The 20,147-nt window shown below is 60.5% G+C and carries 15 protein-coding genes and 1 tRNA gene; 4 read left to right on the forward strand and 12 right to left on the reverse strand.

Going from position 1 to position 20,147, the window contains the following annotated elements; genetic code table 11:
- Together B2D37_RS20605 and B2D37_RS20610 are read right to left on the reverse strand one after the other, a co-directional pair.
- Complete coding sequence (locus tag B2D37_RS20605) at positions 1 to 1,032, reverse strand: hypothetical protein (RefSeq protein WP_079204457.1); 1,032 nt, start codon at positions 1,030 to 1,032, stop codon at positions 1 to 3.
- Positions 1,033 to 1,043: 11 nt separating this feature from the next.
- Positions 1,044 to 1,571 carry a PAAR domain-containing protein gene (locus B2D37_RS20610; RefSeq protein WP_079204458.1) on the reverse strand — a complete coding sequence of 176 codons (528 nt, stop codon included), beginning with the start codon at positions 1,569 to 1,571 and terminating at the stop codon, positions 1,044 to 1,046.
- A gap of 167 nt (positions 1,572 to 1,738) precedes the next feature.
- Between B2D37_RS20610 and B2D37_RS20615 the strand changes: the two genes are divergently transcribed.
- Complete coding sequence (locus B2D37_RS20615) at positions 1,739 to 2,476, forward strand: metallophosphoesterase family protein (protein WP_079205058.1); 738 nt, start codon at positions 1,739 to 1,741, stop codon at positions 2,474 to 2,476.
- Between the two features lie 81 nt (positions 2,477 to 2,557).
- Here the strand turns inward: B2D37_RS20615 and B2D37_RS20620 are convergent.
- From B2D37_RS20620 to rpsU, 5 genes are all read right to left on the reverse strand, one after another.
- Positions 2,558 to 2,634 (reverse strand) — tRNA-Ile (locus B2D37_RS20620).
- 15 nt (positions 2,635 to 2,649) lie between these two features.
- Positions 2,650 to 6,384, reverse strand: a complete 3,735-nt coding sequence (locus B2D37_RS20625; protein ID WP_079204459.1) for a bifunctional diguanylate cyclase/phosphodiesterase — start codon at positions 6,382 to 6,384, stop codon at positions 2,650 to 2,652.
- Positions 6,385 to 6,485: 101 nt separating this feature from the next.
- Positions 6,486 to 8,336: an RNA polymerase sigma factor RpoD gene (gene rpoD / locus B2D37_RS20630; protein WP_079204460.1), complete on the reverse strand. Its 1,851-nt coding sequence runs from the start codon at positions 8,334 to 8,336 to the stop codon at positions 6,486 to 6,488.
- A 67-nt stretch (positions 8,337 to 8,403) separates the two neighbouring features.
- Complete coding sequence (dnaG, locus tag B2D37_RS20635; protein WP_079204461.1) at positions 8,404 to 10,395, reverse strand: DNA primase; 1,992 nt, start codon at positions 10,393 to 10,395, stop codon at positions 8,404 to 8,406.
- Positions 10,396 to 10,534: 139 nt separating this feature from the next.
- Positions 10,535 to 10,750 (reverse strand): 30S ribosomal protein S21, encoded by a 216-nt coding sequence (gene rpsU, locus B2D37_RS20640; protein WP_079204462.1) that lies wholly within the window; start codon positions 10,748 to 10,750, stop codon positions 10,535 to 10,537.
- A gap of 206 nt (positions 10,751 to 10,956) precedes the next feature.
- Here rpsU and tsaD point away from each other — a divergent pair, with 206 nt between their 5' ends.
- Positions 10,957 to 11,982 carry a tRNA (adenosine(37)-N6)-threonylcarbamoyltransferase complex transferase subunit TsaD gene (gene tsaD, locus B2D37_RS20645; RefSeq protein ID WP_079204463.1) on the forward strand — a complete coding sequence of 342 codons (1,026 nt, stop codon included), beginning with the start codon at positions 10,957 to 10,959 and terminating at the stop codon, positions 11,980 to 11,982.
- A 57-nt stretch (positions 11,983 to 12,039) separates the two neighbouring features.
- Here tsaD and plsY read toward each other — a convergent pair whose 3' ends face one another.
- Positions 12,040 to 12,609 (reverse strand): glycerol-3-phosphate 1-O-acyltransferase PlsY, encoded by a 570-nt coding sequence (plsY, locus tag B2D37_RS20650; protein WP_079204464.1) that lies wholly within the window; start codon positions 12,607 to 12,609, stop codon positions 12,040 to 12,042.
- A gap of 263 nt (positions 12,610 to 12,872) precedes the next feature.
- Here plsY and folB point away from each other — a divergent pair, with 263 nt between their 5' ends.
- Both folB and folK read left to right on the forward strand, forming a co-directional pair.
- The gene (folB, locus tag B2D37_RS20655; protein WP_079204465.1) at positions 12,873 to 13,229 is read left to right on the forward strand and encodes a dihydroneopterin aldolase; all 357 of its coding nucleotides are present in this window, start codon (positions 12,873 to 12,875) and stop codon (positions 13,227 to 13,229) included.
- Positions 13,220 to 13,759: a 2-amino-4-hydroxy-6-hydroxymethyldihydropteridine diphosphokinase gene (gene folK / locus B2D37_RS20660; RefSeq protein WP_079204466.1), complete on the forward strand. Its 540-nt coding sequence runs from the start codon at positions 13,220 to 13,222 to the stop codon at positions 13,757 to 13,759. Before folB ends, folK begins: the two co-directional genes overlap by 10 nt.
- 43 nt (positions 13,760 to 13,802) lie before the next feature.
- On the opposite strand, the gene B2D37_RS20665 is transcribed toward folK, so the two are convergent.
- The 4 genes from B2D37_RS20665 to B2D37_RS20680 form a co-directional block, all read right to left on the reverse strand.
- Positions 13,803 to 15,026 (reverse strand): multifunctional CCA addition/repair protein, encoded by a 1,224-nt coding sequence (locus B2D37_RS20665; RefSeq protein WP_079204467.1) that lies wholly within the window; start codon positions 15,024 to 15,026, stop codon positions 13,803 to 13,805.
- A 169-nt stretch (positions 15,027 to 15,195) separates the two neighbouring features.
- The gene (locus B2D37_RS20670) at positions 15,196 to 16,749 is read right to left on the reverse strand and encodes a SpoVR family protein (protein ID WP_177345295.1); all 1,554 of its coding nucleotides are present in this window, start codon (positions 16,747 to 16,749) and stop codon (positions 15,196 to 15,198) included.
- 23 nt (positions 16,750 to 16,772) lie between these two features.
- Positions 16,773 to 18,044: a YeaH/YhbH family protein gene (locus tag B2D37_RS20675; RefSeq protein ID WP_079204469.1), complete on the reverse strand. Its 1,272-nt coding sequence runs from the start codon at positions 18,042 to 18,044 to the stop codon at positions 16,773 to 16,775.
- Positions 18,045 to 18,147: 103 nt separating this feature from the next.
- Positions 18,148 to 20,070: a PrkA family serine protein kinase gene (locus B2D37_RS20680; RefSeq protein WP_079205059.1), complete on the reverse strand. Its 1,923-nt coding sequence runs from the start codon at positions 20,068 to 20,070 to the stop codon at positions 18,148 to 18,150.
- Positions 20,071 to 20,147: the final 77 nt, after the last annotated feature.

Below are 20,147 nucleotides of genomic sequence, written 5' to 3' on the forward strand. Positions count from 1 at the left end.
TCATAGTGGCTTGTATTCCCGCAGGGTGGCAGGCACCCCAGTGGGCGAGTCGCCCGCACGCACAGGGCGAACCGCCCCCTCAGCGTCCAGTGGGTAACCGATGGTTCGATCATTTCCATCGCGACTATTGGCATGGCGTACTAGGGCCTCATCCTGCGCGCTGGCAGTTTTGATCGGTGGCTGTGGCGCGGTTGCGTTAGGTAGTTGGGCGTTTGCATCTTTACTGGCCTGTCGGTGCGCGGCTAGGCGCCTCTGATAGTCGCTGAGTCGACGCCTGTATGCCTTCATTGCTTGTGCGTCGGCTTTGGTTTTCTCCTGGGCATTGGTTAACCCAGCACGATCACTGGCATTGCCATAGGTCTGGTCATAATTACTGCGCCGTGGAAACGCCCACACAGCAGTTTGAGCGGTGTTGGCGATCAACTGCGCCAGGCTTTGCTCGTACAGCGGATCTTCACCTTCGCTGACGTGTACGTCTGCATGAATACCAAGACCGGTACGGCAGGCGTAGGAGTGAATCTTGGCACTCAGGTCGAACGCCTCAGGCTTGAGCATGAGGGCTTGGGCATCGCGCATGCGGTAACTGTCTGCCTTATCCAGCTCATAACCAAACTCGATGGTGCCAACCAGGCCGTGGGAGAAAAAGTCGAGCTGCTTGATCTCGCGCTTCTTGTTGATGCGCAGGTTGATAAAGTCGAGTAGTTGGGCGATGGAATCCAGTTCACGGTACTTGGCGCCATAGCGGGTTTCGACCACGTCCTTCACGGCGTCGAGCAGGGGGCGTTCGTAGTCTTCGGTGAAAATCAGAAAAATACGCTGGGTGGCATCGTTGGCGCTTGCCGGCGGGTAGAGGCGAACTTGCCGGATGCCTTGGTTGATAAAACGCATCTTGTTGCCTTTCTGCCCACGCAGCTTTTCCATCAGGCCCATATGCGAGGCGCCGACTACGGTAATGAAGTCGCGCTGTAGCGAAACAGGGATCTGTTGAATAGCGTGCTGGGAGCTGGTCTTACCCTGGTGAGGCGCTGTCATTGCATCTGTCCTTAGAAGCTAATGCCCTGTTGCTTGAGGTGGTTGGCCGCATCCCGGCCCCAGCGAACGACCACGGATTGTGGGGCTTTGGTGAATACCCGCTCGGTATTGCCGTAGGCATTGGTGTAACCGACAAAGCGCTGGCCATCGCCGCACTCCACGCAGTACAGCGCGTCCTCGACAGGCTGGCCGCTATTGCTGTCTATCAGCTGGTACTGCTCGCTGTGCCTGGGCAGGATCTCTGGTGCGCTGAACGGCGCGCTGCCCGATTGAGTACCAACCAGTACGTCTCCTGAACCGGTGATGATGATCCCGCCATGAGCGGTGGCACTACCAAGAAACGCAATGGGTTTTCCATTGACCAGGATGCTGCCTATACCTTCGGTGACCGCATCGCCACAGGCCGTACTATCACCGACACGCAGGGTGGGTAGGTTGTTGATCAGTACATCCGGCGAACCACTGGTGGTCGGGTTGGTGCCATGCCCAGGAATGGGGCAAGCATTTAAATCGCTAAGGCGGGAGGCTGGTTTTGCCATGGCTGTCGTCCTTGTGCCAAGTGATCAGGCATTCTGAGCTCCATGGGATTTTTTCGGTGTGGCTAAGTTCACTTTTCGCGGCGTTAACTTCCTGCGTGCTCTTGCCTTAAATTCCGCAAGGTGTCGTCGACGAAGGCGCAGCCCCAGTAAATCACTGAGAAATGATGATGCGTATCCACTTGCTGTCGGACCTGCACAATGAGTTCAGCCCCTTTACTCCAGAGCCCATGGACTGCGATGTCGTCATTCTGGCGGGCGACATCGATGTCAAGGCACGCGCTGTTGAGTGGGCCAGGCAATCCTTCTCTGGGCCAGTGTTGTACGTGCCAGGCAATCACGAGTTTTACGGTGGGCACCTGACTCACACTCTGCAGAAACTGCGGGCGGCTCAGGATGATCGCGTTCGGGTGTTGGATCGGGATGAATTGATCCTTGGTGGTACAAGGTTTCTGGGCGCGACCATGTGGACGGATTTCACCGCAACCGGCAACTCGCCGATGGCATGCTTGAGTGCGCAGAATGCGATGAACGACTTCCGGCAAATCCGCACTGAAAGCTATAGACCTATCCGCCCGGCTGATTTGGTTGCCCAGTCAGTGCAGACAAAGGATTGGCTACGCATGAAGTTGTCGGAACCATTTGACGGCCCAACTGTGGTGATCACTCACCATGCGCCAACGCTACGCTCCCTCCAAGGCAACCCGCACGCGGGTACTCACATGGATGCCGCGTATGCCAATCGCTGGGAAGACCTCATGGGTGGTGAGCACATGGCGCTGTGGGTGCATGGCCATTCGCATATGGCTGTCGACTATGACGTGGCGGGAACGCGGGTGGTCTGCAATCCCAGGGGGTATCCGGGGGAAGAGACGGGCTTTCGCTCGAATCTGATCATTGAGCTTTAACCAGCCGGCTATAGCTATGGGACTGGTCTAGCTGCTTTTCCTGCGGACATGAAAAAGCCGCGCAGTGCGCGGCTTTTAAGTTGGTGGGCCCACACGGACTCGAACCGTGGACCAAGGGATTATGAGTCCCCTGCTCTAACCAACTGAGCTATGGGCCCTCAGAAGCCGGCGGATTATACCGGTGCCTTCTCTGTAGTGCCAACCGTACGACGCGGGCCGAGGAAATTATGGGCGAATGCGTCGGCGGCGATGGGGCGACTGAGGATGAAGCCCTGGATCTGTTCGCAGCCTTCGGCGGCGAGAAACAGTTCCTGTTCCTTGGTTTCCACCCCTTCGGCGATCACCGTGAGTTGCATGCTGCGCCCGAGCGCAATGATGGCGCGGGCTATGGCTACGTCGTGTGGGTCGTTCGGCAGGCCGCGGACGAAGGATTGGTCGATCTTCAGGGTGTCCAGTGGCAGGCGCTTGAGGTAACTCAACGAGGAGTAGCCGGTGCCGAAGTCGTCGATGGCCAGCTGCACGCCGAGGGCTTTCAGTTGGTGGAGGATGCTCAGGGCGTCCTCGGTCTGGTTCATGATGAAGCTTTCGGTGATTTCCAGTTGCAGCAGGCTGGGGTCGAGAGAGTTGCTGTCGAGCAGCTGCGAGATGCGTTCGAGCAGGTGCGGCTGGTGCAGTTGGGCGCCGGCCAGGTTGACCGAGAGGGGGCCGAAAGGCGCGTGGAGGAGTTGCCATTCGCGCATTTGCCAGCAGGCTTGCTGCAGCACCCAGTCGCCCAGCGGCAGGATCAGCCCGGTTTCCTCGGCCAGCGGGATGAAACGGTCGGGTGGGATTTCGCCAAACACCGGGTGGATCCAGCGTATCAGGGCTTCGGCACCGGCCAGGCGATTGGTGCTCAGGTTGAGTTTCGGCTGGTAGTAAAGTTGCAGCTCTTGGCGCTCCAGGGCGCGGCGCAGTTCATGTTCCAGGGCCATGCGTTCGGTGGCCTGAAAGGTCAGGTCGCGGGTGTACATTTCGGCCCGGTTGCGGCCTTTGGCTTTGGAGCGGTACATGGCGGCGTCGGCGTTCTTCACCAGGGTGGCGACGTCCAGGCCGTCATCCGGGTACAGGCTGATGCCGATGCTGGCGCTGATATGGAACTGGTGGTCGTCGATGTGGAAGGGCGGGCCGAAACAGGCGAGCAGTTTGTTGGCGACCCGTTTGGCGTCCTCGCTCTGGTGCAGGCCCGGCAGCAGGATGATGAACTCGTCGCCGCCGAGTCGGGCAACGGTGTCGATGTCGCGCAGTTGTTGCTTGAGGCGGATGGCAATGCTCTTGAGCAGCTGGTCGCCGGTCGGGTGGCCAAGGCTGTCGTTGATGTGCTTGAAGCGGTCGAGGTCGAGAAACAGGATTGCGCCTTGGCGCTCGTCGGTTCTCGCAGCGTCGAGTGCGGCATGCAGCCGCGTTTCGAACAGCAGGCGGTTAGGCAGGCCGGTCAACGAGTCGTGGTGGGCCTGGTAGTCGAGTCGGGCTTGGGCCTGTTTGAGTGAGCTGATATCGGCGAACACGGCGACGAAGTGCGTGGTCTGCTGGTCGGCATTGCGCACGGCGTTGATGGTCAGCCATTGCGGAAAGATTTCGGCGTTCTTGCGGCTGTTCCAGATTTCCCCTTGCCAGTGTCCTTGATCTTCCAGTTGGTGCCACATGGCACTGTAAAAAGCGCTGTCGTGCTGGCCGGAGGCAAGTAGCCGGGGTGTTTGCCCGAGCGCTTCGGCTTCGCTAAAGCCGGTAATTGCGCTGAAGGCGCGGTTGACCGCGACTATGCGCTGCTGGGGGTCGGTGATCATCACGCCTTCGGCGGTGCTTTCGAACACGGTGGCGGCCTGCTGGAGTTTTTCCTGCATGAGCTGGCGTTCGGTGATGTCGCGGGCGATGGTCAGCAGACAGGCCTCGTCGCCGACCTGGATCGGTTGGGCAGACAGTTCGCACAGGCGTGTCTGCCCATCGCGGGTGCGGATCGAGGCGCTCAGTTCATGCACGCTGCCGTGCAGGTCGATCTGCTCGATCATCCTGACGCGGTCTGCGGGGTCGGCCCAGACACCCAGTTCCAGGGTTGAGCGGCCGGCTGCTTGGCTGCTGCTGTAGCCGGTGATACGGCTGAAGCCTTGATTGATTTCGATCAGCTGGCCGTCGCGAACGCGGCTGATCACGAGGCCGTCGGGGGAGGCGTGGAAGGCTTTGGCGAATTTTTCTTCGGAGTTCAGCAGTTGCTGTTGGGTGGCTTTGAGTTGGCTGATGTCGCGTACCACCATTACCAGCGCCGGCGTATCGGCGAGCTGGAAGGCTTGGGCGGAGATCAGGCCGGTGAAGGATTGGCCGTCACGCCGCTGAAAGGAAATTTCCAGGTTGCGTAGGCTCTCGTCTTGCAGGCGTCTGAGCAGGGTCTGGCCGATGCCGGGGCTGCCCCAGATGTTCAATTCGGTGGCAGTTTTGCCGAGCGCCTCGCTGACGGGGATGCCGGTCTGCTGTTCGAAGGCGTTGTTGGCTTCCAGCAGGCAGCCGTCGGCCCTGCGCGCGATCACCAGGATGTCCGGGCATTGTTGGAATACCGAGGCGAATTTCTGTTCGGAGAGGCGCAGGGCCTGCTCGGCCTGTTTGGCTTCGCTGATGTCGACCATCAGGCCGCGCATGATCGTCTCGTCGCCACTGCGGGCCAGGGTAACGATGTCGCGGATCCATAGCACGCGACCGTCGGCGGCATACATGCGGTAGTCGAGGCTATGGTCGCGGCCGGCGGTGCTTTCGCGTTGGCAGTAGCCGAGGGCCTGCTGTGCGTCATCCGGGTGCAGGGTACTCAGCCAGAAGCCTGGACGTTTCCAGTCGGCCAGCGGATAGCCGAGCAGTTTTTCCGCATGTTGCGAGACGTAGGTAAAGCTGTAGTCATCCAGGCGTGCTTCCCAGGCGATGGCCGAGAGGTTTTCCACCAGGCTGCGGTAGTGTTGTTCGCTGTTGCGCAATTTTTGTTCGAGCAGACTGCGAGTGGCCATTTCGGCATGCAGGCGGCGGTTGATACGCAGTATCACGGCGATGATGGCGCACAGTGCAAGCAAAGCCGGGAGGCCGTACAGCAGCAGTTCGCGCCAGATGCTGCGCCTGTCCTCTAGGTGGCCGACCCAGCGCGCCTGCAGGGCACTGATTTCGCTGCTACTGATGTCGGCGAGGAGCTTGTCGAGAATCCCGATGAGCACCGCGTGGTCGCGTGGCGCGGCCATGGAGAGCTTATAGCGGTAGGGCGTTTCGCCACTGATGGTCAGGCCTTTCAGTTTGAGCTGGCGCATGCTCCAGACACTGGAGGCGAGGTCGCCGATCAAGGCATCGGCCTGGCCGGTTGCTAGTGCTTGCAGGGCCGCATTGACGGTCGGCAGCGGTAGCAGGTTGAGGTCAGGGTGCTGGCTGCGCAACAGTACATGGGGCGCATAATTATCGACCACGGTAATTTTAAGGCCATGGAGGTCCTTCATCGCGCGTGGTTGCGGGCCGTCATCGCGCGCCAGGATGACAATCGGGAAGTCCAGATAAGGACGGCTGAAGGCCAGGTAAGCCTGCCGTTCAGGCGTGGCCATGACCGCGGGCAATAAGTCCAGTTGGCCGGCCTTGGCCTGCTCCAGTACTTCGCTCCAGCTGGTGCTGTCGCTCGGTTGCAGGCTCACGCCCAGGCGTTGCTCGAGCAAGGCGATGTAGTCGGCGGCCAGGCCCTGGTAGCGGCCCTGTGGGTCGCGGAACTCGAATGGCGGCCAGGAGGCGTCGATGCCCAGGCGCAATACGGGGTGCTCGGCAAGCCAGGCGCGCTCCTCTTCGCTGAGCGACAAGGCTGCAACCGGACTGACCCAATACACCAGACACAACAGGAGAATGGCCGGCAATCGCGGCATGACGGCCTCGTAACAGATCGAGTGATGTGTCGAGTGTAGACGGGGCTTGGCACGCAAGGCCAGCAGATAGCAAAACCCCGGTTTGGGCCGGGGGTTTTGGATTACTCGTCGAGGAAGGAGCGCAGATGCTCGCTTCGCGTCGGGTGGCGCAACTTGCGCAGCGCCTTGGCCTCGATCTGACGAATCCGCTCACGCGTTACGTCGAACTGTTTACCAACCTCCTCGAGGGTGTGGTCGGTATTCATGTCGATGCCGAAGCGCATGCGCAATACCTTGGCTTCACGTGCGGTGAGGCCGGAGAGTACTTCGCGGGTAGCTTCCTTGAGGCTTTCCACGGTCGCCACGTCGATCGGCGACTGAGTTCCGGAATCCTCAATGAAATCACCCAGGTGCGAGTCTTCGTCGTCGCCGATCGGGGTTTCCATGGAGATCGGCTCTTTGGCGATCTTCAATACCTTGCGGATTTTGTCCTCAGGCATTTCCATGCGCTCACCCAGCTCTTCCGGGGTCGGTTCGCGACCCATTTCCTGCAGCATTTGCCGCGAGATACGGTTGAGCTTGTTGATCGTCTCGATCATGTGCACCGGAATACGGATGGTGCGGGCCTGGTCGGCAATCGAGCGAGTGATCGCCTGACGGATCCACCAAGTGGCATAGGTCGAGAACTTGTAGCCGCGACGGTATTCGAACTTGTCCACCGCTTTCATCAAGCCGATGTTGCCTTCCTGGATCAGATCGAGGAATTGCAGGCCGCGGTTGGTGTACTTCTTGGCAATCGAGATCACCAGGCGCAAGTTCGCCTCAACCATCTCTTTCTTCGCGCGACGAGCCTTGGCTTCGCCGATCGACATGCGCCGGTTGATGTCCTTGATCTCGGCCAGAGTCAGGTCGCACTCGGCTTGCAGGGCAACCAGCTTTTGCTGGCAGCGCTGGATGTCGACTTGCAGGCCGCCGATGGCCTCGGCGTACTTTGCTTTGCCCTTGGCCAGTTGCTCGGACCAGGTTGCATCAATTTCATTGCCTGGGAACAGGCGCAGGAAGTCAGCGCGGGGCATGCGTGCATCACGTACGCAGAGTTGCATGATGGCGCGTTCTTGAGCGCGCAGGCGCTCCAAGGCACCACGCACACGAACCACCAGTGCTTCATACTGCTTGGGCACCAGCTTGATCGGCATGAACAGCTGAGCCAGGGCTTTCAGCTCGGCAATGCCTTGCTTGCTGCCGCGACCATGCTTCTTCAGCGTCTTCTTGGCGATCTCAAGTTGCTCGGAGATCGCGGTGAAGCGGCGCAGGGCCTCTTCCGGATCCGGGCCGCCGTCGCCTTCTTCTTCCTCTTCGGTGTCGTCCTCTGCCTCTTCCTTGTCGTCACCGGCGTCGGCGGCAGTGCCGTCTTTGACCGGTACAGGCGCGGCAGGGGCTGCAACAGGAACAGTGCCGTCATCCGGGTCGATATAGCCGTTGAAGACTTCGACCAGGCGGCCACCGTCGGTGGTAACGCGAGTGTATTCGGCGAGGATGCTGTCGACGGTGTTCGGGAAGTGGGCAATAGCACCCATGACTTCTCGGATACCTTCTTCGATACGCTTGGCGATTTCGATTTCGCCTTCACGTGTCAGCAGTTCCACGGTGCCCATTTCACGCATGTACATGCGCACCGGGTCGGTGGTACGGCCAATATCGGTCTCCACCGCTGCCAGCGCGGCAGCAGCTTCTTCAGCGGCGGCCTCGTCGGTATCGGAGTCGGCCAACATAAGGGCGTCCGCATCCGGAGCACTCTCGTGTACAGGGATCCCCATGTCGTTGATCATGCGAATGATGTCTTCCACCTGCTCCGGATCTGAAATATCTTCCGGCAGGTGGTCGTTGACCTCTGCGTAAGTCAGATACTTCTGCTCACGACCCAGGGTGATCAACTCTTTGATACGGGACTGTTGTTGCGTTTTTCCGGACATAACACCCTATCCACTGAAGGTCTTGGCGGGCTAAAAACAAGCCGCGGATTATACCCGAATAAGACCCCTATGCGCCAGTTGGGCTCGGGATTACCGGTGATGCATTACGGCTCAGCAGGTTGCGCAGCTGGTTTTTTTCCTCTGCACTCAACTCACTTTGACGGGCTTTGTTGATCAAATGTTCCAGGCTGCGCTCGCGTTGGCGGGCTACAAGACTAGTTATAGTGTCGAAAAACTGTTGTTCAAGGTTGTCGGCCGAAATCAGCCACTCCTTTTCCGCCAGGGCCCGCAATAGGCGGCCCTGATCGGTACCGTGCCAGCGCGCGATCAGTTGCAGTGCGCGCAGTTTCGGGTTCTTTTGCAGGGCGCCGAGCAGGGCAACCAGCAATTGTGCGTAGGTGTCATCTTCGGCGGCGAAGTGGCTGACGTCTTCGACGTTCTGCGCCAGTTCCGGGTGATGCAGCAGTGTGCGTAAAGCGCTCAGGTGCGGCGATTCGACGCTTACGGCTGTGCGTGGTGCGCGTGGCGTGGCGTCGTCGCGACCCTTTTTACTCCACTTTCCGCCTTCTTTCTTCCAGTTGCTCTTGCCCTTGCTGTGCTCGAAGCCCGCCGTTGGGTTGGGGTTTTCGTATTCATTGTGGCTGGGGGCGACATCATAGTAGGCGCTATCGGGGATTTCGCCATGCTCCGGATAGTAGTCGCCGGGCGTCGCATGACTGGTGTGCGATTGGGCGCTGCTTTTGCCGGTTGGTGCCATCTGGCTCAGGGTTTCACCGCTGAGTCCGGTGATTTCGGTCAGGCGCTGGCGCATTAGGGTGCGCAGGTTGTTGCCGGGAATTTTGTCGATCAGCGGGGCGGCCAGGGTCACCAGATGGGCTTTGCCTTCGAGTGAGCGCGGGTCGGCCTCTTCGCTGAGTTGCTGGAAGAAGTAGTCGGCCAGCGGTTGCGCCTGCTGGTTGATGCGGGCGCGGAAGGCGTCGGTGCCTTCGCTGCGCACCAGGGTGTCCGGGTCTTCGCCGTCCGGCAGAAACAGGAAGCGTGCGCGTCGGCCATCCTGCAGGCTCGGCAGGGTCGCTTCCAGGGCGCGCCAGGCGGCATTGCGTCCGGCGGCATCGCCGTCGAAGCAGAACAGTACACTGGGCACGACGCGGAACAGGCGCTTGAGGTGTTCTTCGCTGGTGGCGGTGCCGAGGGTGGCGACGGCGTTGCGCAGGCCTTGCTGGGCCAGGGCGATGACGTCCATGTAGCCTTCGACGACCATGATTTCGTCGAGGTCGCGGTTGCTTTTGCGTGCCTCGAACAGGCCGTAGAGTTCCTGGCCCTTGTGGAATACCGGGGTTTCCGGGGAGTTCAGATACTTGGGTTTGTCGTCGCCGAGTACCCGGCCGCCGAAGGCGATCACCCGGCCGCGGCTGTCGCGGATGGGGAAGATCACGCGGTCGCGGAAGCGGTCGTAGCGCTTAACTTTTTCCGGGTTGTCGGCGTTTTCAACCAGCAGGCCGGCATCGATCATGGCCTTCTGCTGCAGGCCGTCACTGGCCAGGTGCTTGAACAGGTTGTCCCAGCCTGGTGGGGCGAAGCCCAGGCCGAAATCGCGGGCGATCTCGCCGGACAGGCCGCGACCCTTGAGGTACTCCACGGCGGCCTTGCGCTGTGGATGGCTCTTCAGGGCTTGGCGGTAGTACTCGGCTGCGGCGGTCAGCAGTGGGTATAGCGGTGAGTCGGTGGGTTGGCGCGGTTTGCTGTCGCGTCCGTTTTCTTCGCGCGGCACGTCCATGCCGGCGCGCTTGGCCATATCCTCGACCGCCTGGGGGAAGTCCAGTTGGTCGTGGTCCATGATGAAGCCCAGGGCGTTGCCGCCCGCGCCGCAGCCGAAGCAGTAATAAAACTGTTTGTCCGGGCTGACGCTGAATGAGGGGGTTTTTTCTTTATGAAAGGGGCAGCAGGCGGTGTAGTTCTTGCCGGCCTTTTTCAGCTGGATGCGCGAGGCGACCACGTCGACGATATCGGTGCGGTTGAGCAGGTCATCGATAAAAGACTGGGGGATCAGGCCGGCCATAGTTGCTCAGGATACTGCCGTGCGAGGCGGCTGGACAATATTGCGGAAACTAAAAGACCCCGCGCCACCCGTGGGTGGTGCGGAGTCCAAAAGCGAAGCCCGGCCGAGGCCGGGCATTCAGGCGTTGCGCTTGTACGTATTAGTACAGGCGAACGCTGCGGCGCTGTTCGCGCTGTACTTTCTTGGCGTGACGCTTAACAGCGGCTGCTGCTTTGCGCTTGCGCTCGGAAGTCGGTTTTTCATAAAATTCACGGCTGCGAATTTCGGCCAGAACACCGGCTTTTTCGCAAGAGCGCTTGAAACGACGCAGAGCTACGTCGAAGGGTTCGTTCTCTTTAAGTTTGACGGCTGGCATCCAGGGCGTACCTTCTTTATTACCGGGGGGTGTCGTACTCCTGGCAAATGGCGCTGGAGAACGTACGTTTTTAAGGGTTGCGGATGTTACCGCCTCATCGCCAGGAATGCAAAGCCTCTGATCGAAAAGGACTGGTCTGAGTCCGCCAGCGCCGATTATCATGCGCGCCTTCTGGCGTTCAGCCTCTCCATATCAAGGCGTTGCCCATGCTGGTACTGGGATTGGAAACTTCATGCGATGAGACAGGTGTCGCACTCTATCACAGCGAGCGTGGCCTGCTGGCCGATGCCTTGTTCAGTCAGATCGAGCAGCACCGCATCTACGGAGGGGTGGTGCCCGAGCTGGCCTCGCGCGATCACGTCAAGCGCATGCTGCCGTTGATCCGCGAGGTATTGGCCGAGGCCGAGTGCACACCGAGCGATATCGAGGCCGTTGCCTATACCGCAGGCCCGGGCTTGGTTGGGGCGCTGTTGGTGGGCGCTTCCTGCGCCCAGGCGCTGGCCTTCGCCTGGGGCATTCCTGCGCTTGGCGTGCACCATATGGAGGGCCACTTGCTGGCGCCGATGCTGGAAGAAAACCCACCAGCTTTTCCGTTCGTCGCTTTGTTGGTCTCCGGTGGTCATACCCAGTTGGTGAGGGTCGATGGCATCGGTCGTTATCAGCTGCTCGGCGAGTCCCTCGACGATGCCGCCGGCGAAGCCTTCGACAAGACCGCCAAGATGATGGGCCTGCAATATCCGGGCGGACCGGAAATCGCGCGACTGGCCGAGCAGGGCACACCGGGGCGGTTTACCTTCCCGCGGCCGATGACCGACCGGCCGGGATTGGATTTCAGTTTCAGTGGCTTGAAGACCTTTACCCTGAATACCTGGCAGCAGTGCCGCGCTGCCGGCGATGACGGCGAGCAGACCCGCTGTGACGTCGCCCTGGCGTTCCAGCAGGCGGTGGTCGATACCCTGACCATCAAGTGCCGCCGGGCGCTCAAGCAGACCGGGCTCAGCTCCCTGGTGATCGCTGGCGGCGTCAGCGCGAACAAGGCGCTGCGTCTGGGGTTGGAAAAAATGCTGACCGAGTTCAAAGGGCAGGTGTTCTACGCCCGTCCGGCGTTCTGCACCGACAACGGTGCGATGATCGCCTATGCCGGTTGCCAGCGCCTCAAGGCCGGGCAGCATGAGGAGCTGAACATCAAGGTGCAGGCGCGTTGGCCGATGGAGGCGTTGCCGGCGCTCTAGCGGCGAACGGCATGGCGCAAGCTCCAGCCGGTCTGCCGCTGGTCTTGCGGCGGCTAGCTAGAAATGCCGTTCTCGGCCGTCGAACAGATCACGTAGATTGCTACGGTGTCGCCAGATGATCAGGCCGGTCACTGCGCTCATCGGCAGCAGTCCTTCGGGTTGTTGCCAGGCCAATAATGGCAGGCTCAGCGGGATGGCGATCAGCGCGGCCAATGAGCTGGTGCGGGTCAGGTTGAAACTCAGTAGCCAGGCGCAGATGGCCAGCAGTGCAGCCGGCGGGTACAGCCCCAGCAGCATGCCGGTGGCCGTGGCGACGCCTTTGCCGCCTTGGAAGCGAAAGTACAGCGGGTAAAGATGGCCGATCACGGCGGCGAGGCCCAGCCAGGCTTGCTGTTGCAGGCTCAAGCCAAGCAGGGCGCCGGTCAGGACCGGGAGCAAGCCTTTGAGCAGGTCGCCGAGCAGGGTCAAGGTGGCCAGGCGTTTGCCGGCGACCCGCAGCATATTGGTGGCGCCGGGGTTGCCGGAGCCATTGGCACGCGGATCCGGCCCACCCGCCTTGCGGCTGAGTAGAATGGCGAAGGACAGCGAGCCGAGCAGGTAGGCGAGGATCGCCAGTAACCAAAACATGGTAGCCATTCCATGGTGAAGGAATGGCTGGATTCTAGCAGGCGGTTGAAAAAGGTAGCGAGCGCCGGCGATGGCTCGAGTACGCTACCTCGATGGCGTGGACGGCTAGCCCGACAAGACAAAAGCGTGGCGTACGAGTCGCAAATGAGCATTTAAACCTGATTTCAACGCCGTATAGTCGTGCACAGTAGTTGTTCCTCGGTCAGCCAGCGATATGGTGCGGCTTTGGCGTGTTGTGGTTTTTCGAGTTGTGGAGAGCGTGCTTGGACACAGTTTTTATTGAGGGCCTGGAAGTCGATACGGTAATCGGCGCCTACGACTGGGAACGGACTATTCGCCAGTGCTTGCGTCTGGATCTGTGCCTGGGTTGGGACAACCGTCCGGCAGCGGCTGGTGATGACCTGAGCAAGGCGCTCGACTACGCGGCGGTGTCGGCGCGTGTCCAGGCCTTCGCCAGCGAAGCGCAGTTCATTCTGGTGGAAACCTTTGCCGAGCGGCTGGCCGAGGTGTTGCTGAGCGAGTTCCAGATTCCCTGGTTGCGCCTCAGGTTGACCAAGCCCGGTGCAGTGCCGGCAGCGATTGGCGGTGTTGGCGTGGAGATCGAGCGCGGATGTCGCTAACTCCGGTTGTGCTTGGTCTGGGCAGCAATATCGAGCGTGAGGCGCATTTGCACGCCGGGCTCGATGCGCTGGCCGCTATGCTGCGCGACATGCGCTGTTCGCCGGTGTTCGAAAGCCAGGCGGTGGGCATCAAGAGTGGACCCTTCTTCAACCTGGTGGTGGCCGGCTATAGCGAGCTGCCGTTGGGTGAGCTGGATCGCCGGCTGAAATTCATCGAGGCGGACAACGGTCGTTATGCGCCCGAGCGCAAGGGCCTGCCGCTGGATATCGATGTGCTGCTGTATGGCGATCAAGTCGGTAATTTCGACGGACTGGTGCTGCCGCGCGCGGAAATCCTGAAAAACGCCTTTGTACTCTGGCCGTTGGCGCTACTGGTGCCGGATAGCCTGCACCCGGCGGAACAGCGCAGTTTTGCCGCGCTGTGGCAGGCGGCGCAGATCGAGCAGCAGCTCCATCCTGTGGCATTCCAGTGGCGCGGGGCCGAGCTGACTCCAGTCGAGCTGCGCCAAACCTTCCCAGCGCCCGCCTAGACCGCGCGGCGCGCGCCGTCGACGTTAGGCCGCAGGGGTTGGCTTATGGCTGTGCCTTGTAGGTCTTGAGCGCCTTGAGGCGCTCAAGACCCAGCGCCTCGCCCAGTTCGGGACCTTGCAAGCCCTGCTCCAGCAGCGGCTGTACCGCCACGGTGCGAGCCGCCTGCATGGCCCCGCGCAGGTAGTCGGCCTGCGGATAGTCGCGTTGCTCCAGGCCGTCCCGGCCCCGGGCATCCATTTCGCAGGCCGCGATGAACGCCTCGAAGCGCTGCGGGCGGCGAAACACATCGAAGTGCTGCAGTAGCTCCAGCAGGGTCGAGGCTTTCAGCTCGAGGGCACGGTGGCCGTGCGTGTGGTACTCACCGACCAGCAGGGCCAGTTCCTGACAGTCTTTCGGCGCCTTGCTGCGCTGGTTGATCGCACGGATCAGCTTCAGTCCGCGCCGTTCGTGGGCGATATGCCGGGGCCAGTCGGCCTTCGCCGTCAGGCCTTTGCCGACATCGTGTAGCAGGCAGGCCCAGCGCACCGTCAGCGGCTGCTGGTATTCGGCGCACTGGCGCAACACGCTGAGTACATGCAGGCCGGTATCGATTTCCGGGTGATGAGCGGGCGGTTGTGGCACGCCGAACAGGGCGTCGACTTCCGGTAGCAGCGCCTTGAGTGCGCCGCAGTCACGCAGTACCCGGATAAATACATCGGGGCGAGGCTCGAGCAGGGCGCGGGAGATTTCCTTCCAGCTGCGTTCGGCTGTCAGCGCCGAAAGTTCGCCGGAGTCGCTCAGCTGCTGCATCAGCGCCAGGGTCTCGGGGGCCACGCGAAAACCCAGTGGCGCATAGCGCGCGGCGAAGCGGGCGACTCGCAGGACGCGCAGCGGATCTTCGGCAAAGGCTGGGGAGACATGCCGTAGCAGCTTGGCTGCGAGGTCGCGCTGGCCGCCGTAGGGATCGATCAAGCGGCCCTGCGCGTCCTCGGCGATGGCGTTGACGGTGAGGTCGCGGCGGATCAGGTCTTCTTCCAGGGTGACGTCCGGGCTGGCGTAGAAGGTGAAGCCGCCATAGCCGCGCCCGCTCTTGCGCTCGGTGCGTGCCAGGGCGTACTCCTCGCCGGTTTGCGGATGCAGGAACACCGGGAAGTCTGCCCCCACCGGGCGATAGCCCTGTTCCAGCATCTGTTCGGCGCTGGCGCCGACCACCACCCAGTCGACCTCGGTGACTTCGCGGCCGAGCAGGCGCTCACGCACTGCACCGCCGACTTTGTAGATCTGCATAGCTATTCCTCCGCTGAGTGCAGAGGATAACGGCTGGCACGGGCGGGCGGCCAGGAAGTTGCAGGATAAGCACCTCGCGCGGGGTTTCACTCCGCAAAATCTGGTAGGGCGATGGTGCTGGATGGTGCTCGGGCAGACGACCCGGAAGGGACCGGGTCGAAGTCGTCGATCAAATTGGCGGAATGATCAGGTCAAGCCGGGGGTAGTCGCTGTCGTGATCGCTGTCACCCTTGGGCGGCACGTGCTGGGTGTTGATCAATTTGTCGCCTTGCAGGGTCTCCAGGTGAATGTCGAAGCCCCACAGGCGATGCAGGTGCTTGAGCACTTCGTCGGTGGAGTTGCCCAGGGGTTTGCGGTCGTGCTGCTGGTGACGCAGGCTCAGTGAGCGGTCGCCGCGGCGGTCAATGCTCCATATCTGGATGTTGGGCTCGCGATTGCCCAGGTTGTACTGGGCGGCCAGGGTTTCGCGGATGTTTTGGTAACCCGGTTCGTCATGGATGGCCGGGACCAGCAATTCATCTTTCTGGTCGTCATCGAGAATGCTGAACAGCTTGAGGTCGCGAATCACCTTGGGCGACAGGTATTGCAGGATGAAACTCTCATCCTTGAAGCTGCTCATGGCGAATTTTAGGGTCGTCAGCCAGTCGCTGCCGGCGATATCGGGGAACCAGTGCTTGTCTTCTTCGGTGGGCTCTTCGCAGATCCGGCGGATGTCGCGGTACATGGCGAAGCCGAGGGTGTAGGGGTTGATGCCGCTGTAGTGGGGGCTGTCGAAGGGCGGCTGGTAAATCACGCTGGTGTGCGACTGGAGGAACTCGATCATGAAGCCGTCGGTGACCAGGCCCTCGTCATACAGATCGTTCATCAGGGTGTAATGCCAGAAACAAGCCCAGCCTTCGTTCATCACCTGGGTCTGGCGCTGCGGATAGAAATACTGGGCGATCTTGCGCACGATGCGGATCACTTCACGCTGCCAGGGCTCGAGCAGGGGCGCATGTTTCTCCAGGAAGTACAGGATATTTTCCTGGGGCTCCGAGGGGAAGCGCTTGTTGTCTTGCTCATCGCGCTTGCCGCTGCCCTTGGGAATGGTGCGCCAGAGGTCGTTGATCTGTTTCTGCAGATGCTCTTCGCGCTCCTTCTGCCGGCGCCGCTCCTCCTCGGCGGAAATCGGGTAGGGACGCTTGTAGCGGTCAACTCCGTAATTCATCAGGGCATGGCAGGAGTCGAGCAGGTCTTCCACCGCATCGATGCCATGGCGTTCCTCGCACTGCATGATGTACTGCTTGGCGAAGACCAGGTAGTCGACGATCGAGCTGGCGTCGGTCCAGGTGCGGAACAGGTAGTTGCCCTTGAAGAAACTGTTGTGGCCATAGCAGGCGTGGGCAATCACCAGTGCCTGCATGCACATGGTGTTCTCTTCCATCAGGTAGGCGATGCAAGGGTCGGAGTTGATCACGATCTCGTAGGCCAGACCCATTTGTCCGCGTTTGTAATTCTTCTCGGTGCTAAGGAAATGTTTGCCATATGACCAGTGGTGATAACCCAGCGGCATGCCCACCGAGGCGTAGGCGTCCATCATCTGTTCGGCAGTGATTACTTCGATCTGGTTGGGGTAGGTGTCCAGCGCATAGCGTTCGGCAATCCGACTGATTTCGCGGTCGTAGGCGCGCACCAGCTCGAAGGTCCACTCCGAGCTGGTGGAGATCGGTTGGCGTTTCTTCATGTGTACGCTGCTGTCATGCGCTGTCATGTCACAAGCCTCCGCTGGAACAGTTCGCGGAACACTGGGTAGATATCGCCTGCCGACACCAGTTGCTGCTGAGCAAAGGTGTCGTCAAAGGCTTCGCTGACCTGCTCGTACTCGAACCACAGCGCTTGGTGCTCACGCGGGGTGATCTCGACGTAGGTGAAGTACTGCACGAACGGCATGATCTGCTTGATCAATATATCCCGGCAGATCGGTGAATCGTCGTTCCAGTTATCGCCATCCGACGCCTGGGCGCCATAGATATTCCACTCGTTGGTCGGGTAACGCTCGGCCATGACCTCCTGCATCAGTTTGAGCGCACTGGAGACGATGGTGCCGCCGGTTTCGCGGGAGTAGAAAAACTCTTCCTCGTCTACCTCTTTGGCGCTGGTGTGGTGGCGGATGAACACCACGTCGATCTTGTCGTAGTTACGCTTGAGAAACAGGTACAGCAGGATGAAGAAGCGTTTGGCGATGTCCTTGGTGGCCTGGGTCATCGAGCCGGAGACGTCCATCAGGCAGAACATCACAGCTTTCGAGCTGGGATTGGGCTGCTTGACCAGCAGGTTGTATTTGAGGTCGAAGGTGTCGAGGAAAGGCACGCGTTTTATCCGGGCCTGGATTTTGCCGATTTCTGCTTCAAGATCCTGAATGTCGCCGAAGTTGTCCGGCTCTTCGCGCTTCAGGCGCTCCAGTTCGATCTGTGCCTCTTTCAGTTTGGCGCGGCTGCTGCCGGATAGCGCAATGCGCCTGGCATGGGCCGAGCGCAGGGTGCGCACTATGTTGATCCGCGATGGATTGCCTTCGTTGCTGATGCCCGCGCGCACGGTCTTGAAGGTGTCGCTACCGCTCAGGTGGCGTTTCACCAGGTTGGGCAGTTCGAGGTCCTCGAACATGAAATCGAGAAACTCTTCCTGGGTGATCTGGAAGACAAATTCATCCATGCCTTCGCCGGTATTGCTGGCCTTGCCCGCTCCTCGGCCGCCACCGCCGCCAGGCGGACGGGGGATGTGTTCGCCAGCGATGAATTCCTTGTTGCCTGGATGCACGACGGTCTGCTTGCCGCCGCGGCCATGATGAAACATCGGCTCGTCGATATCGCGACCGGGAATGCTGATCTGTTCGCCATGCTCCATGTCGGTAATGGAGCGACGGCTCACCGCCTCTTCGACGGCTTTCTTGATGTGGTCACGGTAACGCCGCAAGAACCGCTGACGGTTAACCGTGCTCTTGTTCTTGCCGTTCAGACGTCGGTCGATCACTTGGCTCATAGGGCCCTCCGAGGAGCTGCAAGCGACACGCCACAAGCTGCAAGTGCGACCCCGCCCGCGGTCGCTTTGGTTGGCAGCTCGAAGCGTGCTGCTTATGGCTGCCTTACTGCGATTTACGAACCCGCAGATACCACTCGGACAGCAGGCGTACCTGCTTGTCGGTGTAGCCGCGCTCGACCATGCGAGTGACGAAGTCGTTGTGTTTCTGTTGATCCTCCTTGCTCGCTTTGGCATTGAAGCTGATGACGGGTAGCAGGTCCTCGGTATTGGAGAACATTTTCTTTTCGATCACTACGCGCAGCTTTTCGTAGCTGAGCCAGGTCGGGTTCTTGCCGTTGTTGTTGGCCCGGGCGCGCAAGACGAAGTTGACGATCTCGTTGCGGAAATCCTTCGGATTGCTAATGCCAGCCGGTTTCTCGATTTTCTCCAGTTCCTCGTTGAGCGCGACGCGGTTGAGGATCTCGCCGGTTTCTGGATCGCGGTATTCCTGGTCCTGAATCCAGAAGTCGGCGTACAGCACGTAACGGTCGAAGATGTTCTGCCCGTATTCGCTGTAAGACTCGAGGTAGGCGGTCTGGATTTCTTTGCCGATGAATTCGATATAGCGCGGTGCCAGATACTCCTTGATAAAGCGCAGGTAGCGCTCGCGGGTTTCGGCGGGGAACTGCTCCTGTTCGATCTGCTGCTCCAGCACATAGAGCAGGTGCACCGGGTTGGCGGCGATCTCGTGGGGGTCGAAGTTGAACACCTTGGACAGGATCTTGAAGGCGAAGCGGGTCGACAGGCCGTTCATGCCCTCGTCGACCCCGGCAGTGTCGCGGTACTCCTGGATCGACTTGGCCTTGGGGTCGGTGTCCTTGAGGTTCTCGCCGTCATAGACGCGCATCTTCGAGTAGATATTCGAGTTCTCCGGCTCTTTCAGGCGGCTCAGCACCGAGAACTGGGCGAGCATCTTCAGGGTGTCCGGTGCGCAGTGGGCCTTGGCCAGGGAGCTGTTGAACAGCAATTTGTCGTAGATCTTGATTTCGTCGATGACGCGCAGGCAGTAGGGCACCTTGACGATGTAGATGCGGTCGATGAACGCCTCGTTGTTCTTGTTGTTGCGGAAGTTGTGCCATTCCGACTCGTTGGAGTGGGCCAGCAGGATGCCGCTGTAGGGGATCGACCCCAGCCCCTCGGTGCTGTTGTAGTTGCCTTCCTGGGTGGCGGTGAGCAGTGGGTGCAGCACCTTGATCGGCGCCTTGAACATCTCGACGAATTCCATCAGGCCTTGGTTGGCCCGGCACAGAGCGCCGGAATAGCTGTAGGCGTCGGCGTCGTTCTGCGGGAACTCCTCGAGCTTGCGGATATCCACCTTGCCGACCAGGGCGGAGATGTCCTGGTTGTTCTCGTCGCCCGGCTCGGTCTTGGCGATGGCGATCTGATTGAGGATCGAAGGGTACAGCTTGACCACGCGGAACTGGCTGATGTCGCCACCGAACTCGGTCAGGCGCTTGGTTGCCCAGGGCGACATGATGCTGTTCAGGTAGCGCTGCGGAATGCCGTATTCCTCCTCGAGGATGGCGCCGTCCTCATCAACGTTGAACAGTCCGAGTGGTGATTCGAACACCGGTGAGCCCTTGATCGCATAGAAGGGCACCTTTTCCATCAGGTGCTTGAGCTTTTCCGCCAGCGACGACTTGCCGCCGCCAACCGGGCCGAGCAGGTAGAGGATCTGCTTCTTCTCTTCCAGGCCCTGAGCCGCATGGCGGAAGTAGGAAACGATCTGGTCGATGCATTCTTCCATGCCATGGAAGTCGGCGAAGGTCGGGTAACGGCGGATCACCTTGTTGGAGAAGATCCGCGACAGCCGCGAGTTGCTTGAGGTATCGAGCAACTCAGGCTCGCCAATCGCCAGCAGTAGACGCTCTGCTGCCGTGGCGTAGGCGCTGCGATCCTGTTTGCACAGTTCGAGGTATTCCTGCAGGGAGTACTCCTCCTGCCGGGTCGCCTCGAAACGTTGCTGGAAGTGGCTGAATATGCTCATAACTTCACCTCGCTCGATGCTTAGAGCCGCCGTGGCATCGGTCGTGCGGGTGCTGGCGATCGGCTGATGCATCAGCC

Origin of the sequence: Pseudomonas sp. CC6-YY-74 (genome assembly GCF_002025205.1) — a bacterium.
Classification (GTDB): Bacteria; Pseudomonadota; Gammaproteobacteria; order Pseudomonadales; family Pseudomonadaceae; genus Aquipseudomonas; species Aquipseudomonas paeninsulae.

What these genes read in the sequence shown, in the direction of transcription:
- B2D37_RS20605 (WP_079204457.1), bottom strand. Translation starts at nt 1,032, where the DNA reads ATGACAGCGCCTCACCAGGGTAAGACCAGCTCCCAGCACGCTATTCAA.
- B2D37_RS20610 (WP_079204458.1), bottom strand. Translation starts at nt 1,571, where the DNA reads ATGGCAAAACCAGCCTCCCGCCTTAGCGATTTAAATGCTTGCCCCATT.
- B2D37_RS20615 (WP_079205058.1), top strand. Translation starts at nt 1,739, where the DNA reads ATGCGTATCCACTTGCTGTCGGACCTGCACAATGAGTTCAGCCCCTTT.
- B2D37_RS20625 (WP_079204459.1), bottom strand. Translation starts at nt 6,384, where the DNA reads ATGCCGCGATTGCCGGCCATTCTCCTGTTGTGTCTGGTGTATTGGGTC.
- rpoD (WP_079204460.1), bottom strand. Translation starts at nt 8,336, where the DNA reads ATGTCCGGAAAAACGCAACAACAGTCCCGTATCAAAGAGTTGATCACC.
- dnaG (WP_079204461.1), bottom strand. Translation starts at nt 10,395, where the DNA reads ATGGCCGGCCTGATCCCCCAGTCTTTTATCGATGACCTGCTCAACCGC.
- rpsU (WP_079204462.1), bottom strand. Translation starts at nt 10,750, where the DNA reads ATGCCAGCCGTCAAACTTAAAGAGAACGAACCCTTCGACGTAGCTCTG.
- tsaD (WP_079204463.1), top strand. Translation starts at nt 10,957, where the DNA reads ATGCTGGTACTGGGATTGGAAACTTCATGCGATGAGACAGGTGTCGCA.
- plsY (WP_079204464.1), bottom strand. Translation starts at nt 12,609, where the DNA reads ATGTTTTGGTTACTGGCGATCCTCGCCTACCTGCTCGGCTCGCTGTCC.
- folK (WP_079204466.1), top strand. Translation starts at nt 13,220, where the DNA reads ATGTCGCTAACTCCGGTTGTGCTTGGTCTGGGCAGCAATATCGAGCGT.
- B2D37_RS20665 (WP_079204467.1), bottom strand. Translation starts at nt 15,026, where the DNA reads ATGCAGATCTACAAAGTCGGCGGTGCAGTGCGTGAGCGCCTGCTCGGC.
- B2D37_RS20670 (WP_177345295.1), bottom strand. Translation starts at nt 16,749, where the DNA reads ATGAAGAAACGCCAACCGATCTCCACCAGCTCGGAGTGGACCTTCGAG.
- B2D37_RS20675 (WP_079204469.1), bottom strand. Translation starts at nt 18,044, where the DNA reads ATGAGCCAAGTGATCGACCGACGTCTGAACGGCAAGAACAAGAGCACG.
- B2D37_RS20680 (WP_079205059.1), bottom strand. Translation starts at nt 20,070, where the DNA reads ATGAGCATATTCAGCCACTTCCAGCAACGTTTCGAGGCGACCCGGCAG.